The organism is Runella aurantiaca, assembly GCF_003339505.1.
GTDB lineage: Bacteria > Bacteroidota > Bacteroidia > Cytophagales > Spirosomataceae > Runella > Runella aurantiaca.
The window spans coordinates 268,134-285,643 of sequence record NZ_QPIW01000002.1 but is presented as its reverse complement, the minus strand read 5'-3'; the positions used below and the strand labels follow the sequence as shown (position 1 = coordinate 285,643).

General features: G+C 45.2%; 11 protein-coding genes. 4 read left to right on the top strand and 7 right to left on the bottom strand.

The window, feature by feature from the left end; translation table 11 throughout:
- Positions 1 to 21: 21 nt before the first annotated feature.
- The 4 genes from DVG78_RS04375 to DVG78_RS04360 form a co-directional block, all read right to left on the bottom strand.
- On the bottom strand, positions 22 to 1,695 hold the full coding sequence (locus DVG78_RS04375; RefSeq protein ID WP_114459836.1) for an alpha-L-fucosidase: 1,674 nt from the start codon (positions 1,693 to 1,695) through the stop codon (positions 22 to 24).
- A gap of 51 nt (positions 1,696 to 1,746) precedes the next feature.
- Positions 1,747 to 4,035 carry a glycosyl hydrolase family 95 catalytic domain-containing protein gene (locus DVG78_RS04370; RefSeq protein ID WP_114460041.1) on the bottom strand — a complete coding sequence of 763 codons (2,289 nt, stop codon included), beginning with the start codon at positions 4,033 to 4,035 and terminating at the stop codon, positions 1,747 to 1,749.
- Between the two features lie 253 nt (positions 4,036 to 4,288).
- Positions 4,289 to 5,818, bottom strand: coding sequence for a RagB/SusD family nutrient uptake outer membrane protein (locus tag DVG78_RS04365; protein ID WP_114459835.1), 1,530 nt, complete (start codon positions 5,816 to 5,818; stop codon positions 4,289 to 4,291).
- 40 nt (positions 5,819 to 5,858) lie between these two features.
- Positions 5,859 to 8,987 carry a SusC/RagA family TonB-linked outer membrane protein gene (locus DVG78_RS04360; RefSeq protein ID WP_114459834.1) on the bottom strand — a complete coding sequence of 1,043 codons (3,129 nt, stop codon included), beginning with the start codon at positions 8,985 to 8,987 and terminating at the stop codon, positions 5,859 to 5,861.
- Between the two features lie 188 nt (positions 8,988 to 9,175).
- Between DVG78_RS04360 and DVG78_RS04355 the strand changes: the two genes are divergently transcribed.
- The 4 genes from DVG78_RS04355 to DVG78_RS04340 all read left to right on the top strand — a co-directional run bounded on the left by DVG78_RS04355 (position 9,176) and on the right by DVG78_RS04340 (position 13,040).
- Entirely contained in the window at positions 9,176 to 10,048 is an 873-nt protein-coding gene (locus DVG78_RS04355) for an AraC family transcriptional regulator (RefSeq protein ID WP_114459833.1), read from the top strand.
- Between the two features lie 164 nt (positions 10,049 to 10,212).
- Positions 10,213 to 11,364: a LacI family DNA-binding transcriptional regulator gene (locus DVG78_RS04350; protein WP_114459832.1), complete on the top strand. Its 1,152-nt coding sequence runs from the start codon at positions 10,213 to 10,215 to the stop codon at positions 11,362 to 11,364.
- Positions 11,365 to 11,439: 75 nt separating this feature from the next.
- Entirely contained in the window at positions 11,440 to 12,687 is a 1,248-nt protein-coding gene (locus DVG78_RS04345; RefSeq protein ID WP_114459831.1) for an MFS transporter, read from the top strand.
- 161 nt (positions 12,688 to 12,848) lie between these two features.
- Entirely contained in the window at positions 12,849 to 13,040 is a 192-nt protein-coding gene (locus DVG78_RS04340) for a C1orf53 family protein (protein WP_114459830.1), read from the top strand.
- Positions 13,041 to 13,049: 9 nt separating this feature from the next.
- On the opposite strand, the gene DVG78_RS04335 is transcribed toward DVG78_RS04340, so the two are convergent.
- The 3 genes from DVG78_RS04335 to mutS are packed head-to-tail and all read right to left on the bottom strand — an operon-like array spanning position 13,050 to position 17,403.
- Positions 13,050 to 13,667: a DUF3226 domain-containing protein gene (locus DVG78_RS04335; RefSeq protein WP_114459829.1), complete on the bottom strand. Its 618-nt coding sequence runs from the start codon at positions 13,665 to 13,667 to the stop codon at positions 13,050 to 13,052.
- Positions 13,667 to 14,635 carry an AAA family ATPase gene (locus DVG78_RS04330; RefSeq protein ID WP_114459828.1) on the bottom strand — a complete coding sequence of 323 codons (969 nt, stop codon included), beginning with the start codon at positions 14,633 to 14,635 and terminating at the stop codon, positions 13,667 to 13,669. Before DVG78_RS04330 ends, DVG78_RS04335 begins: the two co-directional genes overlap by 1 nt.
- Before the next feature lie 47 nt (positions 14,636 to 14,682).
- Positions 14,683 to 17,403: a DNA mismatch repair protein MutS gene (gene mutS, locus DVG78_RS04325; protein ID WP_114459827.1), complete on the bottom strand. Its 2,721-nt coding sequence runs from the start codon at positions 17,401 to 17,403 to the stop codon at positions 14,683 to 14,685.
- Positions 17,404 to 17,510 lie beyond the last annotated feature (107 nt).

Sequence of the window (17,510 nt, the reverse complement as noted above, 5' to 3'; positions counted from 1 at the left end):
CCTTTAAAATAACAGCATTCGTCAACGTTTTCTAATTTTCACAAAACCTTTATTCTGAAACGACCTATTGTCTGAACTCATCAACACGTTCAGGATTGAGCTTGTGCCTTTATCAATTTGGCCGGTACGATTGATAAAAAACACGTTTTGTTTGGGCTTCCTTTGAATAAATTCTTGAAGCGTATTGGGGTCTTTATCAAAAATGATTTCGGCTTTTTCAACGTACATACCCGTCACGCTGACTGCATTGGTAAAAACTACTTCGTATTGGCCCGGTGCGGTGATAAACTTTCCTAAGTCAATGCTCATTTGACCTTTGCCGTTAACGAAATTTTTCGTGTCCCATTCCTCCAAAATCGTGTACTCTTTGGCTTCTTTCTCCGATTTTGGAAGTTCAAAATCAGTAACGTCATAGGCTTCCATGCTCCTTATGAGGGGCGTACCTTTGTGTTCGGTGACTTTCAACTTTATGGCCGTAAGTTCAACATCGTCGAAATAATCTATTTTTGTTACCCCTACCGAGCTGCCGTCGGTCAATTTTTCCCACTTGTTTTTTATCAATCCCCATAGTTCGTATTTTCTGATTCTGTGCCCCTGTCGGTAGTCTTCTTTCAAAATGACATGGTTGATTTTCGTGGGTTTTGTAAGCACCAATGCTACTTCGTTGGAGGTTTTGTTTTTCACTTCGGCCAAAGGCTGTTTAAATCTTCGGCTGATTTCTGTCCCAAATTCAGCGTATCTTTTTACATCTCCTGCTGGTATCAGGCCAGTTGTGTCGGGGTTGGAATTAAGCAATAAAGTACCTCCATGCCCAACCGATTTATAATAAATATTCATCAATTCGTCCACCGTTCTGCGTTTGGCTTCATTTTTTGGCGCCCAAAACCAATTATGGTTGTACAAAGTGACATCGGCTTCTAGCGGAGCCCAAACATCCCCGTCGGGGTCATCATCGTATTGGGTCGCTACTCCCGACTTTAAGACCTCCCCTTTGAGGGAATTCCAGACGGGATAATGCAGAATGCCGCTTTCGGTACCGGGCCAACGGATGGTGGCATCTGAGCCTTGGAAGATGACCGCTTTTGAGGCGTATTTTTGTAAAATATCGCTGACCGGTACCTTACAAGAACCGTCAAACCAAACTTCGAGCATCTCGCCATAATTTGCCAAAACCTCGGTGAGTTGTTGTCTGAAAATTTTATTGTAGGCTTCCTGTTTTGAAGGGTCTTTGGTAATCCCCCCGCTTCCGAGCCCCGCGCCCCATTTGATATCGCCAGGATAAATATAAATTCCGAGGTTCAAACCTGCCTTTTTGCAAGAATTTGCCAAATCTTTGATGACGTCGCCTTTGCCGTTTTTCCAAGGAATATTTCTGACACAATACTCGGTGGTGTAGGTGGGCCACCAGCAAAAACTGCCGGCATGTTTGGCCACAAAAATGATTTCTTTTGCTCCCCACGACTTGGCCACGCTACACCATTGATCGGTGTCGAGTTTGGTAGGATTAATTCTCGAAATGTCAAACTCTCCCGTCTCGTCGTACTCTTTGCCGAGCCAGGTGGCCACCCCGAAATGCACGAACATAATACGCCCCTGCTCCTGCCATTTGTACTGAATATCAGAGGGTTTGGCCAATTGTTGACCCGATAAATGTACATGAACAAATAGACAAACGATAAGAAAGATTTTCTTCATTGGTAAAAAAATAATGGATAAGTTAACAAAGCTGAAAAGTGGGTTAAAAACTTACTTTTTAGCCTCATTTTTGATTTTTATGCTACCATTTTTTTCAAATGCCAGCTCCATAAACTCGGTATTTTGTGAAATCACCTTTACTCCTTTGTTGAATTCAATCGAATGGGTTTTAAAAGGCAATTTGACTTTTGCTTTTCCGCCTTTTTCGGCTTTTATTTCAATGCTCGAAACCAAGCCATTCGTTTTTTGGGCACTTACCAAAAATGCCCCTTCGGCCCGTAAATCTTTGAACGAGGCTTGCTGCCATTTTTGGGGAATGGCCGGAAAAACCTCAATTTGTCCGGCATAACTTTGTAAGAGCATCTCCTGAATACCAGCGGCGTAGGCAAAGTTGCCCTCCAGCGTAAAGGGCCGATACGTCATATTCGATTTGCCCGACTTGGTTTGGTCACCGTTGAGGTGAAAGGAGTTAGTGGAGCAAAAGGCGGTAGCAAAATCGGTCAAGGCTGCTGCCGCCCCTTCGCCGTCTTTGGCGCGGGCTTTCAGATTCCCCTCCCACGCATACGAATAGCCGCACCACCAAGCGGGGCCGACTTTATCCAGTAATTTGAGTGAATTTGTAATAATTCCCTGGTCTTTTGCTCCGTTTTCCCAACGAATTTCACCGAGAGGATGAATGGCCATCAGATGCGAAAAATGGCGATGGGATTGGTTATATGGCAGGTCTTTTGAAAAATTAAGCTCTTGATTTTCAGATAAATGATAGGCTTGAAATTGCTTCAGAATTTTAGAATAATGCTCGGCTTCGGTTGGGTGATTCAGTTCAAGTGCCAGTTCGTTTGCCTTCGCAAACAAAAACCGCATCAGAGCCAAATCGTAGTTGGTATTTTCTAAAAACCAAGCTGACTTTTTATTGTCATTAATTTCAGGACTCGAACTTAAAGGCAACTGACGGTAGCCATTTTTATCGATGTACGTAATTTCTTCGAGGTGTTGGGCTACTTCTTTAAACCATGGATAAGCGCGTGTTTTCAAGAAATCTTTATCCATGCTGTACCGCCAGTGCAAATAATAATGTTGCGCCAACCATGCCGATACCGTGGGCGAAAGCGAATATTGAATCCAACCGCCCATTTCCTCGCCCAAAAGTGTGGTTACACCGGGTACATTGAGACCGTTAGAGCCAAAGTACCACTGCGTATATTTTTTATATTGTTCTCGGTTTTGATCCAGGTGATTGAGATAGCCCATGGCCTCTTCCAAATGATTGGCGCTGTAAGCGGGCCAATAGCTGAGTTGCGTGTTTAAATCGTGATGAAAGTCACCCTTCCAAGGGGGAATGCGCCCGTTGTCGGCCGTCCAAACCGCCTGCAATGAAATAGGGGGCGTATTGCTTCGGGCGGCGCTTCCAAATTTGTACAGCTCAAGATAATATTGTTTTTCGAGTATTGGATCGGGTAATGACACGGACGATTTTGCCCAAAAGTTTGTCCACCAACTCTGATGCGACTGCCATGCCGCGCTGTAACTGGGAGCCGAAGCCACTATTTTTTGGGCTTCCTGTTGGGGCTTGTTGGGGTAATGGGCAGAGATAGCCCACTGTCCCTCAATTGTTTTAGGATTAATTTCCTTCCATTTTACATACACTTCATAATAGAATCCTCCCCATCCCTGCTGAATATAGCGATAGGACTGGCCACTTTGGGTCACTTCACCTTGCTTATACCCAAGCCTTGCCAAGTCGTCGCCGGCTACGGGGCCACCGACGGTATTGTCAGAGCTACCTTCGTACTTCGGTGCTAACAATTTTAGAGTCAAATCATTAAGATTCTCAAATCTAAAATAGCCAATGTTTTGTTTGGCATGAACGAACGAGGTCATTTTTACGCCATTTTGCCAACTGATGGTTGCTTCTGCTGTCTCAATATTCAGCGTGGTCTGTTTTACAACGCCCCAATCTTTGACCTCAAACTCAAGGGCTGCACCGGGTATTTTGCTGGGGGCGGGCTCTCGGTCGTAAGGCTTGTCGCCTATTTTTTGAACGGCTGCGTAGTTGTCGGCAAGCACCTGTTCTTTGACCCACTTATAGTTAAAGCCGGGGGTGTGCAGTTCCTGCATGGGGCGCATATCCCAGAGTTCGGCGTGGTCGAGCGAAAAACGCAGTTTATCTTCTTTTTGCCAAATCAGTTCGCCAATGAGGCCATTACCGAGGGGCAGACCTTCGTCCCAGCGAACAGGTATTTTTTCAGATTGAAGCCCTATGCGATTGCGTTGGATTTGACCAAACGCGCTAAAAAACAGAAGTATTTGCAGTGAGATTAGTATAATTGACTTCATCATGTTGTTCCGTTGGTGATGTGGTGGGTAGTGGATTGGGTAGACCAAAGGCAAAATCCGTCGTAACACTCCGTAAAGGTGTTAATCGTAGAGAGGAAACCGATGGGAGTCGGCAGGACAAATCAGCAAGGAAAGCCAAATAGAGCTATTTACTTTACTTTCAGGATATTACAAGAAATAAAAAGATTTATAAAAGCGTTGGTGCTTCTTCCAAAATCAGCAACACCAACGCTCATTTCAACTGAGGTGCACGCTTTTAATAGCCAGCATTCTGTACCAAGCTCTTGTTTCTATCCAATTCGTTTTGGGGAAAGGGAAGCACATTATTTTTTTCTCCAAAAGATAGCGTTACCCCCGCAGGATTTTTGAGGACCGATAATTTTGCCGCCATTACGCCCCAACGTTTCAAATCAAAATAGCGATGTCCTTCCAACGCCAGTTCAATGCGTCTTTCGTGACGGATAAATTCTCTCAGCAAGTCTTTTGAATTGTATTTGGTTCTGTCCACAGCAGGGAGGTTTACGCTAGTGCGGGTACGTATTTTATCAAGGGCGTCGTAGATGGTGGCATCTGGGCCTGAAACTTCGTTTTTAGCCTCGGCATACGCCAACAGCACTTCGGCATAGCGTGTATGTACCACGTTCATGTCGGTAACTGTAATTTTCGATCTATCCCAAGGCAATTTAGAAGTATCCATGTACTTCTTTTGATTAAAACCGGTCAGCAACGGATCTGTAACGGCAAAGGTAGAGCCGTCTGGATTTTTGTGAGAATCGCCGGGCACTAAAATGGTCATTTTTAGCCTTGGGTCTCTGTTGTCGTAAGGGTTGGCAGCATCGTAACCAGAGCCTGCCTCCGTAATTGGCTTGCCATTGGCCATTTCATAGTCATCTACGAGGTTGCGATACGGGGCAATGGCTCCGTACCAACCAAGTTCCACGAGCATCCCTTCTCCTCCCTGTGGATTGTTGGGGGCAAGAAATTTGGTAGAAAAAATGATTTCTGGGTTATTCTGCTGGGTTGTCGTTAGAAAAAGATTGGCGTATCCACCCTGATAGATTGAAAATTTGCCGGAATCAATAATGTCTTTGGTAATCGCTGCCGCATCTGCCCAGTTTTGTTGATACATCCTTACCCGGGCTTTTACCATTTGGGCCGATGCCTTTACCGCACGACCTGAGTAAGCGGTGGCCGGTAATTTTGAGATGGCAAAATCCAATTCTTCCACCACAAAGGCCAACACATCGGCTTTGGGGGTTTTGGCAATTTTGGCTTCTTCGGCGGTTTTGGGGGCTGTTTTATAAACCACTACATCGCCAAAGAACTGTACCAAATCAAAATAATACATGGCCCGAATAAAACGTACCTCAGCCTTATAGTTATCTTTGCTTGCTTGAGATACAGCGGCTACACCATCAACGTTGTCCAGAAAATAATTACACTGAGCAATTCCCGAATAGGGTACATTGTATAAGGCAGCATTGACATTGGAAGGATTGATAACCCCAATGGTGTAATTGCCAAAGCCAAAAAAAGTATGTCGGTCTAAGGCATTGTCAGAATAGGCATCTAAAAAAGGCTTGCGGGCGCCGTAAAAATTATTTTGTAATGTCCGATATACGGCCGTAAGCGACATTTGAACATCCGTTTCTGTTTTCCAGAAAGTAGGGCCTGAAATAGCATTGAGTGGATTTTTATCCAAGAAGTCTTTATCGCAGGAAGTATGGGTAGTGAGTACCATTATTCCCAGCAATGCAGAAGCTATGTATTTATTTTTGAATTTCATTTTTGTAACAGTTTAGTGAAAGTGAATTTGACTCCTGTTTTTAGAACTTAATGCTTAGGCCAGCGGTATAGATTTTCAACTGTGGGAATTGAGCAAATCTACCAGAGCCGGCGCGCTCGGGGTCATTTCCTTCGTATTTCGTCCAAGTGATTAGGTTATCGCCTGATAAATAAACGGTTAAACCCTTCAATTTAATTTTACTTAAAATTTGCTCATTAAGGGTATAAGAGAGGTACAGGTTCTTTAGGCGCAAATAGGACGCATCCTGAATAAAATAGGTAGAGCTATATCCCGATACCCCCGCATAACCCGTCAGGTAAGTAGCAGGTACGGTATTGCTTGGATTGGTAGGAGACCACGCATTGAGGAATTTGACTGGAGGTGCCGAACCTTGCTGGAAGGGCTCGTATCCCCAGCCTGATACTTGCGTATTGATTCCCTGCACACCCTGAAAAAATGCGCTTACGCTAAAGCCTTTCCAACCGGCATTCAGATTAAAGGAGTAGTTGTAATTGGGAAATCGGCTGATACGAATTCGATCTTCCGGCCCCACGGTGCCGTTGCCATCTATATCTCTTATTTTCAAATCACCCGGCTTGAGCGTTCCAGAGTTGGGTTGCTTAGGAGACGTATTAATTTCTTCCTGACTTTGGAACACACCTGCCCATTCATAGACAAAGAAATTGTTGTAAGGTTGGCCGACTTCGATTGTTCCTAAGGTTGGAGCAAGGATTTTGGTTACTTTATTTCTGTATCTGTGAAAAAGTACACTGGCGCCGTAGTTGAAATCACCGAAACGTTTTCTGTGTCTAAGCTCAACTTCAAATCCTTTGTTTTCCATGGCTCCCGCATTGACAATAGGAGCGGCCAAACCTACGCTATTGGGCAAATCGGCGCGTTGAGAAAGAATATCGGTGGTGTTGCGCTTGTACCAGTCGAGCGTAGCGCCAAAGAGCCCTTTAAAAATATCAATGTCCAGACCAAAATCCAGCATCGACGTTTTTTCCCATTTCAAATCTTTCGTTACCAATCGCGTAACGGCCGCGCCAGAACTAAGCCCGCTAAAGGGATATGCTGTAAGGCTTAAAACATCCTGATACGGATAATTCCCGATTTCCTGATTTCCCAAAGTACCATATGAAGCCCTCAATTTTAGATTATCCACCCAAGACAGCGAATTTTTGATGAATCCCTCTTCTGATATTCTCCAAGCGGCGGAGCCTCCACCGAATATCCCAAAGCGATAATCGGGTGCCACACGTGAGGAACCGTCACGGCGGATATTGCCCTCCAGAAAATACTTGCCTTTGTAGTCATAGTTGGCCCGTCCAAAAAACGATTGCAAGGCCCATTCCGAAGCACCTCCGCCAGTGGCCTGATTGACCGCCCCGCTACCATCCAACACCATGATGCTTGTATTTGGAAAGTCAAACCGATTGCCCAAAATGTTTTCTGTAAAATTATTCTGCTGCTCATAGCCTGCCAAAACCCCTAAATTATGCTCCGTTCCAATTTGTTTGGTGTAATTTAAGGTACTGAAATAGGTCTTGGTGATGTTGCGGCTTTCGTTTTGTTGGAGTCCGAAAAAGGTTGGGTTTCCATTGGCCACCTGCACATAGTTGCCCGCAGCATCTGGCTGATAAGCGTACGACGGCGAGCCAAACTGTCGGTTTTTGTATTGGTCATTAAAGAAAGTAAACCCAGCTTTGTTTAGCCATTTAAGCCCTTTCAAAATCTCAACTTCGGCATAAGCCTGCGCGTTCACGTTATAGGTCTTTGTAAATTGGCCACCCGTAGCATATACTTCTTCTACACTTCGATTGACCCCACCGTTGGTCGCAAAATCTCGGTTGGTTACTCTTCCGCTGCCATCCGGCAAAAAGGGAGCGTACGTGGGTGCAGTAGCATAGGCCAACAAAAGAAGGTTGTCGTTGGTAAGCCACGGTGCTTTGGCATCCTGAAAGGAAAGGTTAATGTTGGTACCTACTCGAACTCTTTTATGCACCTGACTCGAAAAGTCAATCAGTCCGTTGTAACGCTTGTATTTGTAGCCTTTCGTAATGGCATCCTGATTCAAATAGTTGAACGAGATGTTGTATAAGGTTTTTTCATTGCCTCCGCTAAATCCCAAATGGTGATTTACGATGGGCCCTTTGTCCAGCACATAGTCTAACCAATTGAAATTGGGGTATTTATCACTATTGGGATTACTTTTGTACAAATCAATTTGCGCCTGTGTATAAAGGGGGGCCTGTCCACTTCGAGCTCTGGCCGAGTTGTACATTTCCATGTACATGGGAGAATTAGTAATAAGTTCAGGCACTCTCGTAGCTTCACTCATCCCGTAGCTTGCGGCATATTCTATTTCTGATTTGCCTGCTTTACCTTTTTTTGTCGTAATCAAAACCACCCCGTTGGCCGCACGAGCACCGTAGATAGAGGCTGAGGCCGCATCTTTCAACACCGTAACACTCTCAATGTCTTGCGGTGAAAGGTTTTTGATGGAGGCGATGATTCCATCGACCAGAATCAAAGGGGCATTTGAAGCGCCAAATGAACCAAATCCTCTTAATTGGTAAGAAGCATCGTCCCGACCCGGCTCTCCTGTAGACTGAATAATATCCAAGCCCGCAATCCTACCTTGCAAAAGGTTTTGCACGTTGGGTACGGGCCGCTCCGTGAGCTCTTTGCCCGATACCGTTGAGACCGAACCCGACAAATTGGCTTTTTGCTGAACGCCATAACCCACCACAACCACCTCCGAAAGTGATTCAGCCGCTGGTACTAAATTAACATCAATGGACGTTTTGCTCCCCACCAACACCTCCTGTGCCGTGTAACCAATATAACTGAATACCAAAGTGGACCCACTCGATGCCTGAACGTTGTATTTTCCATTTACGTCTGTTATGGCTCCTACGGCAGTACCCTTTATCTGAACACTTGCTCCGGGCAAAGGCGCACCTCCTGAGTCAAATACGGTGCCTGAAACCGGGCGGTTTTGGGCAAATACCCCCTGACCTCCCAACAACAGCCAAAGGCTGACCAGCAGGAGTAACGTTGTAGTACGTGCTGATTTAGCAGTACATCTGAGCGTGCTGTTTGAATCGCCGATGGTGGTATATAAACCCCCATCTGACGTAGAATTAAACCGGTAAAGACATTTCATGGATTGGATAAGGTTAATACGGGTTAATTTTGTACAGATATTATTCTTTGCATAGTATAAAAAAAATGTTTAATAGTTATATTATGCATAATATATCCGCAAAACAAGGCCTTGTCGAGTGAAAAAGCCTACAATGGGTTGATATATTTATGTACTATATTTGCACAACTGATAATTGTCTCAAAAACATGAAGCCTACTTTCGCACTTTTGCCCGACTTTGCCACTTCCCAAACCCCATTTGTGGTCAAAGAAATCATTCGTCCGGCCTTTGCAACCGATTTTCATTTTCACGATGAATGTCAATTGGTGTACATTAGATCCGGGGCAGGAACCCGCATCGTAGGGGATTCTATCGAACATTTTGAAACAGGAGATTTGACTTTTGTGGGGCCACGGGTTCCCCACGTTTGGTATTCAAAACCCAAACCGAACGATGTTGACAACCCAGATGTATCAGTGGCGCTTTATATAAACCCCGCCAAGATCGTAGACCATTTGAAATTTTTTGTAGACACCCAATCACTGAAATCTTTCTTTCAACAATCGACAAGGGGGCTAAGTATTGTAGGGGTAAAAAAAGAGGTAATGACAAACCTTCTGCAAAATATGATTCACCAAAAGAATGTGTCCCTGTTGGCTTCTTTTATTCAGATTCTCGACTTGCTGTTAGATTCCGAAGAATTGGTGTGGTTAAACGACGCCTCCTTATTGTCGGCTTATTCCAACGACGCGCAGGGGCGGGTGGCACAATTAATGGATTTTATCCAACAAAATTTTCGGACAGAAATTACCTTAGAGAAAGCCGCTTCGGTAGCAGGCCTGCAACTTCACTCCTTTTGTCGCTTTTTTAAGACGCTTACTCACCGTACTTTTTCTGACTTTATCAATGAAGTAAGAATTGGCTTTGCCTGTCAGCTTTTGCAGCAGACCGATTTGCCGATTACACAGGTGGCTTTTGAGAGTGGTTACAGCAACATTTCCTATTTCAACCGTTCGTTCAGAAAAATACACCGAATCACACCAAGGGAGTTTCGAGCTCAAATGAGTACTTTACCTTAAATTGCCTTTGCATGAACTCCAACCGCAAAGATCAACCTTATCAATCCGGCCGTTTTTAAGGGGATGCTCTTATTGTAATAGAACCAAATCGACAACGTTTTCTCACGGCTCGAATTCCACCTTCTAAATGTTCCCGATAGTTTTAAAAAAACAGTATCCTTGTTATGATCAAATGCACAAAATGCCAACAGATTGAATTTGTCCAAAAATCGGGTATTGTCCGAGGAAAACAACGGTACTTTTGCAAGTCGTGTAATTATCATTTTACATTGCCTGAGCCGCATAATCCTCCCGACAACAAGCGCCACCATCAGGTTACAATCATGGACATTGCTGGGCAGTTGGGCATTTCAAAATCGACCGTTTCTCGTGCCTTACGCGGGCATACCGATATTCATGCAGGTACGCGTAAAATAATTCTTGATTTAGCGCAACAATTAGAGTACCAACCCAATCCGTTGGCCAATGCACTGCTGAAAAGTCGGACCAATATCATTGGTATTTTGGTGCCTGAGTTTCGGCATTATTTCTTTCCTACCATCATTATGGGGGCACAGGAAATACTGTCAAAAGCCGGTTATAACGTCATGATTTGTCAGTCGGATGAATCTTACGAAACCGAAGTAGCCAACGTCAAAGCACTGATGAGCAGCCGTGTGGATGGGTTGTTGGTTTCGGTAACGGCACAAACCAATAACTTCGACCACTTTAGAACCGTACTGCGGAAGGAGGTGCCATTGGTGTTTTTTAACCGCGTTTGTCCCGAATTGGATACCCCCCAAGTTATCGTCGACGATTACAACGGGGCTTTTCAAGCGGTAGAACATTTGATCGAACAAGGCTACCGGCGCATTGCGCACTTGGCTGGGCCGGTTTCGTTACTGGTCAGTCGATTGCGGATGCAGGGCTACTTAGATGCCTTACAAAAGCACGGTTTTCCAGTAGAAAATGAACTCATTATTCATTATGATTTGTCGGAAGAAAAAGCCCGGATTTACGCCAATTATCTACTGAGTTTGTCCCAACCGCCCGACGCGATATTTGCCATAAATGACCCCACCGCCATCGAAATTATGCTCGTAGCCAAGAGTCGGGGCATTAAAATTCCGCAGGAATTAGGCATTGTAGGTTTTAGCAATGACCCCATTTCGGCCATCATTGAACCGTCACTTACCACCGTGGAGCAGCCCGTTTGGGAGATGGGACGACAGGCAGCACGGCTGTTGTTAGAACAAATGGAATCACCTCATAATGTGACACATACGCTCGACACCAAATTGATTATCCGAAATTCTTCTGTCAATTTAAGGTCATAAAGGCAACTTTCTCTAAATGAATGGGGTTAAATTCTATGCAACCACAGTGACACAGCGCACATAGTTTAGAACACTTTGAAAACTTCCACCAACGACCCCTATGCCGCGTTGCGGTATCCCGAGTTTGTCCGATTGATTTCTGCCAACAGCATGATTACCGCTGCCATCATGATTCAGGAGGTAGTCATTGGCTACGAACTCTACAAACTCACCCATGACCCCCTTTCGCTGGGTTTTATCGGTTTGGCCGAAGCGCTCCCTTATATCTCAATTGCCTTATTTGGAGGGCATTACGCCGACCGAAAAGACAAACGTACCATCATGCAAATCAGCCAAAGCGTGATACTTTGCTGCTCGTTGGCGTTGATTTGGGTCATGTATCCAGCGCACCGCGCTGAGTACTCAACGACATCTTTACTCCTGACCGTCTACGGAATTTTGGCCGCTATCGGTTTTGCCAAAGGATTTTATTCTCCTGCATCTTCTTCCATGAAGGCTTTTTTGACGCCCCGCGAAGTGTACTCAAACGCGGCCACTTGGAGCAGTACTTTTTGGCAAACGGGTGCTATCGCCGGGCCGGGCATTGCGGGATTTTTGTACGCTTACATTGGCTTGACCAACACCCTGTGGGTGGTAGTGGGGCTATTTATCGTCAGTCAAATCCTGTTAGCCTTAATCAAGAAAAAACCGATTCCCGAAGTGGCAGGCCCTGAAATAAACGTGTGGCAAAGCATCAAAGAAGGCATCAAGTTTGTGTACGAAAAAAAGATTCTATTTTACGCCACCTCGCTTGATTTAGCGGCGGTACTTTTTGGCGGGGTGATTGCCATTTTACCCGTTTTTGCCGAAGATATTCTGAAGGTAGGCGCCGAAGGACTCGGTATCATGCGGGCCGCGCCTTCTGTGGGGGCCGTATTAACCATTTTTGCCACGGCCTATTACACTCCCACCCGCAACGCATGGCGAAATATGCTCATTGCAGTAGCTGGTTTTGGGGTGGCCACCTTGGTGTTTGCCATTTCCACCAATTTCTGGCTGTCGGTGTTTATGCTTTTCCTAACGGGCGCATTTGATGCCATCAGCGTAGTGATTCGTCAGACGATTTTGCAGGTGGTTCCTCCCGACCACATGCGCGGACGCGTGCTTTCGGTCAACAGCGTTTTCATCAGTTCTTCCAACGAAATAGGGGCGTTTGAATCGGGTGTAGCGGCCAAAGTGTTCGGGACGGTTCCTTCCGTTTTGATCGGCGGTGGGCTTACGATGGTTATTGTGACCTGGGTATGGCTACGTTCCAAAGAGTTGTTTGGCATAAAATTAACCTAAACAATAAACTATTTTTGCAACTTATTTATCGGTCAATTATCTAATAACCAAACACTTATTTGATTTAATATTGCCAATAAAAGATAATAAGCAAACAAGATGTAAAACAATCCTGCATCATTTGCTGTTTATCCCCCATCATACCAAAGACAATCATTGCTTTGAGCAATCAGCGTTCCTCCCTTACTCACAAAAAAACCACTTTTAAGCGCCACGGCTTAGAAGAAGAGGACTATTATACCGACCCCAACGGTTTTTTAGTGTTTACGGCGGCTTATCACCTCAAACGCGGCTATTGCTGCAAAAACGGCTGTCGGCACTGCCCCTATGGATTTCGGAAGGGAGAGAAGTGAACTAAATTTTCAGAAAAGAGATAGAAATGCTTTCAGCTCTCCCAAAACGGGGGATGCTAAGTTCCATGCGCCTTTGGTATTCGTATGAGAAAAGTTTACATATTTAGCGCCATTTTTACGCTCAGCCGTACCGCAGATATCCCACCTCATGTAATACAACGGCCACGCCTTTTCTCTTTCCTTTTGTTTCGCATTTTCCTGACTTTCTAAACATGAGTGCAGACAATTGGCTCTTGGAGAAGGCTTTGCGGCAATTTTTCTGAGCAACACATCTAAGTTCGGTTGAATAAAATGGCACGCCAGTTGGAGGTTCGTGGCTTGCTGGAAAGTATTAACACTTTCCAGTTTTACACCGAAGACGGTTTCAATACCTTCATTGACAAACGCAAGGCGACTTTTGACTGTGAAGTCTGACGGGTCTAAATCCAATAAAATCCCAATCTTATCAATCGGATTAAATTGACTATCGTTTTGTAAAGCTTTTAAAACTTTGCGCAGTGTATCCTTATGATCTTTACCACCACCTCCCAACTCTTTCAACTCAATTTCGCGGACTTCTAAATCAGGGGCTAACACTTTTATAAAAGCGGCATCTTGTTTGCCTTCCACTATAACTACTTTTCTCATTATTCGCCGCGTATGGTATCTCCCGAAGCAAGTTCGTACTCTAAGGTTTCTAAATCGTGTTTCACTGCGATGATCTGTTGACTTTTTGCTTGTCTTCCCAGTTCAAAATATCCTCCCATCCCCGTAAACTCCTCTTCTGAACATACCTGCTGAAACGCCTTGATCATTTCTAAACTGTGGGTAGTGGCAAACAACTGAATGTTATAATACTTGCATAACTTTATCAGCATCCGCCACACTTCGGCCTGCGCAGTGTAGTGAATGCCGTTTTCAATTTCGTCGATGAGGAGCACATTTACTGCCTCTTTATTGGGGTAACTACTAAGAATATTTATAACGTAACGAACAATTTTCTGAACGGCATCCCCTAAATAATAAACAGGCTGATACTCTGAAAAACCATCTTTGAGGAGATATAAAACTTCAGGAAAAGAGGCAAACGTTCTGATGTCACTTAGGCTTTTATCAATAATTTTCAGTGCTTCTATAACTCTGAATTTATCGCCTTTTTTGTCAATTGAGTCTAAGAGATAAGTTAATTCTTGGTTATTAGGCAATTGTCTACTTTTATCAAAAATAAATGCGGTGAAGAACTCTGCATGAAAATCTTGGTTTAAACTTCGGCTTCCATCGCTATTTCTTATCATTTTATTAAATAAAGTTCTAGAACTAGAACGATGAAATTGATACAAAATCCCCTCCCCACCAAGAAAGTAAGATACTATCTCTATTTTCTTTCGATCATTTTGATTAAAGTATAGATTCTTTTCTTTTTCTGTATCTTTTTCAGATTGTCTGGTATTTTCAGTTAAGTTTTTACTATCTGTCGTTAATGCCAAATACAGCGCCTCCAACAACGCCGTTTTTCCCGAGTTGTTTTTGCCCGTGATGAGGTTAATCTGCTCAAAGCCGCTGATGGCGGTTTTCTCAAAACAACGAAAATTTTCTATTTCAATACTCTGTAGCATAAAGTGATGCTTTTTTTCAAAGTTAAGAAAAAATACCTATTCTGTTCTTACTCCACCAGCCGCCGCAATTCGTTCAGTTTCAGTAAGGCTTCAATCGGCGAAAGGGTATTGATATCCAAGGCTTTGAGCTTGGTTTTTAGCTCTTCTATTTTGGGGTCTTGCGGCTCAAATAGGGTCATTTGGTAGTTTACTTTGGGCATTTCTTTCACGGCTTTATTGGTTTCGGCCCGTTGGTGGCTCTTTTCGAGGCTGTGCAAAATATCGTTGGAGCGCAGCACAATCTCCTGCGGCATCCCGGCCATCTGCGCCACGTGAATCCCGAAGCTGTGCTCGCTACCGCCCTCTTTCAATTTCCGCAGAAAAATCACTTTGTTGCCCACTTCCTTTACCGCCACGTTAAAGTTTTTGATGCGCGGAAAATCGTCGGCCAATTGGTTCAGTTCGTGGTAGTGCGTCGCAAACAACGTTTTGGCGCGGTGGCGCGGATGGTTGTGCAAAAACTCCGCAATGCTCCACGCGATGCTGACGCCGTCGTACGTACTCGTTCCGCGCCCGATTTCGTCCATCAGCACGAGGCTCCGCTCGCTGAGGTTGTTAAGAATACTCGCCGTTTCGGTCATCTCGACCATGAACGTACTCTCCCCACGGCTCAGGTTGTCGGAGGCTCCCACGCGCGTAAAAATCTTATCTACCAACCCGATTTCGGCCTCGGCGGCGGGCACAAAACTACCCATTTGGGCCATCAACACAATGAGCGCGGTCTGGCGCAGCAACGCCGATTTTCCCGCCATGTTGGGGCCCGTGATGATAATAATCTGCTGCGTTTCGTCGTCAAGGTACAGGTCGTTGGGCACGTAGCTTTCGCCCAACGGCAGTTGCTGTTCAATCACAGCATGGCGTCCTTCTTTGATTTTCAGCGACTTATCTTCTGTAATTTTGGGTTTATTGTAATTGTTTTTGCGGGCTACCCGCGCAAAAGACGCCAACGCATCCAACACCGATACCACGCGGGCATCCTGCTGTACCGCCGCCACGTAATCGTTGGCCATCATCACCAAATCATTGAAAATACGCTGCTCGATGGCAAAGATTTTATCTTCGGCACTCAGAATTTTATCTTCGTACTCTTTGAGTTCGGGCGTAATATAGCGCTCGGCATTCACGAGGGTTTGCTTCCGAATCCACTCGGGCGGCACGCGGTTTTTGTGGGAGTTGGTCACTTCGAGGTAGTAGCCGAACACCTTATTGTAGGCGATTTTGAGGGAAGTAATGCCCGTCCGTTCAATCTCGCGGTTTTGAATCTGTATCAGATAATCTTTGCCTGAAAACGCCAGTTTGTGCAAAACGTCCAAATCAGCATCAATGCCACTCTTAATCATACCGCCCTGATTGGTCACCACGGGCGGGTCTTCGCGGAGTTCAGTCTCAATTTTTTCCAACAAAAACTCACAGGGATTGAGCTGGTCGGCGTATTTGCGTAACGGTGTCAGAGAAGAAGACGGAGAGACCGACAACGGAGTTTCGGATTCGTTACCGTCTGGTGATTCTTCTCCTTTTGTGCCCTTTCCTTTTACCTCTCCGCTCCACGCCTTCTGCAGCAATTCTTTCACTGGCGCGATGTGACTCAAAGACTTCTTCAGTTGCAGCAGTTCCCGTGGGTTGATGCGTCGAACCGCCACCTTTGAAATGAGGCGTTCGAGGTCACCTATTTGCTTTAAATGCAAAGTGATTTCGTCCAATAATTCTTCGTTTTGGAGAAAAAACTCCACCGTTTGGAGGCGCTCTTCAATCGGCGCTTTATCTTTCAGCGGCAGCACCAGCCACTTCCGCAACAATCGCGCGCCCATGGGCGTCACGGTTTGGTCCAGTATCTGAATCAACGGCACGCCGCCTTCCTGTTGAGGATAGACCAATTCTAGGTTACGAATGGTAAAGCGGTCGAGCCACACGTATTTTTCTTCGTCGAGGCGGGTCAGCCGCGTGATGTGCTTGACGTCTTTGTGCTCGGTATCGGCCAAATACCGCAAAATCACGCCCGCCGCAATGATGCCATCGGTGAGGGTTTCGACGCCAAATCCTTTGAGCGAAGTGGTTTGAAAATGCTTGATGAGAATTTCGTAGCCGAACTCGTGCGTATACGCCCAATCTTCGAGGCAAAAAGTGTGGAATTTATCCCCAAACAGTTCTCCGAATTCCTGACGGTATTTTTTACAGTACAACACCTCCGACGGCGCAAAACTTTGCAGCAACTTTTCGATGTATTCCTTGTTGCCCTGAGTGGTCAAAAACTCCCCCGTCGAAATATCCAAAAAGGCAATTCCGAAGGTGTTTTGTTTGCCAAAATGAACCGAAGCCAAATAATTATTCCGTCTGGTATCCAGCACATTATCATTGAATGAAACCCCTGGCGTTACCAGCTCAGTTACCCCACGCCGCACGATGCCTTTCGCCACGGCGGGGTCTTCCAACTGATCACAAATAGCCACGCGCTCGCCCGCTCGTACGAGTTTTGGAAGGTAGGTATCCAACGAGTGATGCGGAAAACCCGCCAATTCTTCCTGCGCGCCGCCGTTGTTGCGGCGGGTAAGCACAATGCCCAAGATTCGGCTGGCGCGGATGGCATCTTCCCCGAAGGTTTCATAAAAATCCCCCACCCTAAAGAGCAACATAGCTCCCGGATAGCGTGATTTTATCTGATTATATTGGCGGTTAAGCGGGGTTTCTTTGGGTTTAAGGGGTTCTGTTGAGGTTTTTCCAGTACGGGCCATGCGTCAATATTAAATAAAAAATAGAGGGCAAAAATAGCCAAAATATCGCAGTTTTGAGTAATACTTATTACTCATTGCCTCTTATAACAAGTGATAGTTTTTTCATT

What these genes read in the sequence shown, in the direction of transcription:
- DVG78_RS04370 (WP_114460041.1), bottom strand. Translation starts at nt 4,035, where the DNA reads ATGATGAAGTCAATTATACTAATCTCACTGCAAATACTTCTGTTTTTT.
- DVG78_RS04355 (WP_114459833.1), top strand. Translation starts at nt 9,176, where the DNA reads ATGAAGCCTACTTTCGCACTTTTGCCCGACTTTGCCACTTCCCAAACC.
- mutS (WP_114459827.1), bottom strand. Translation starts at nt 17,403, where the DNA reads ATGGCCCGTACTGGAAAAACCTCAACAGAACCCCTTAAACCCAAAGAA.
- DVG78_RS04330 (WP_114459828.1), bottom strand. Translation starts at nt 14,635, where the DNA reads ATGCTACAGAGTATTGAAATAGAAAATTTTCGTTGTTTTGAGAAAACC.
- DVG78_RS04335 (WP_114459829.1), bottom strand. Translation starts at nt 13,667, where the DNA reads ATGAGAAAAGTAGTTATAGTGGAAGGCAAACAAGATGCCGCTTTTATA.
- DVG78_RS04350 (WP_114459832.1), top strand. Translation starts at nt 10,213, where the DNA reads ATGATCAAATGCACAAAATGCCAACAGATTGAATTTGTCCAAAAATCG.
- DVG78_RS04360 (WP_114459834.1), bottom strand. Translation starts at nt 8,987, where the DNA reads ATGAAATGTCTTTACCGGTTTAATTCTACGTCAGATGGGGGTTTATAT.
- DVG78_RS04365 (WP_114459835.1), bottom strand. Translation starts at nt 5,818, where the DNA reads ATGAAATTCAAAAATAAATACATAGCTTCTGCATTGCTGGGAATAATG.
- DVG78_RS04375 (WP_114459836.1), bottom strand. Translation starts at nt 1,695, where the DNA reads ATGAAGAAAATCTTTCTTATCGTTTGTCTATTTGTTCATGTACATTTA.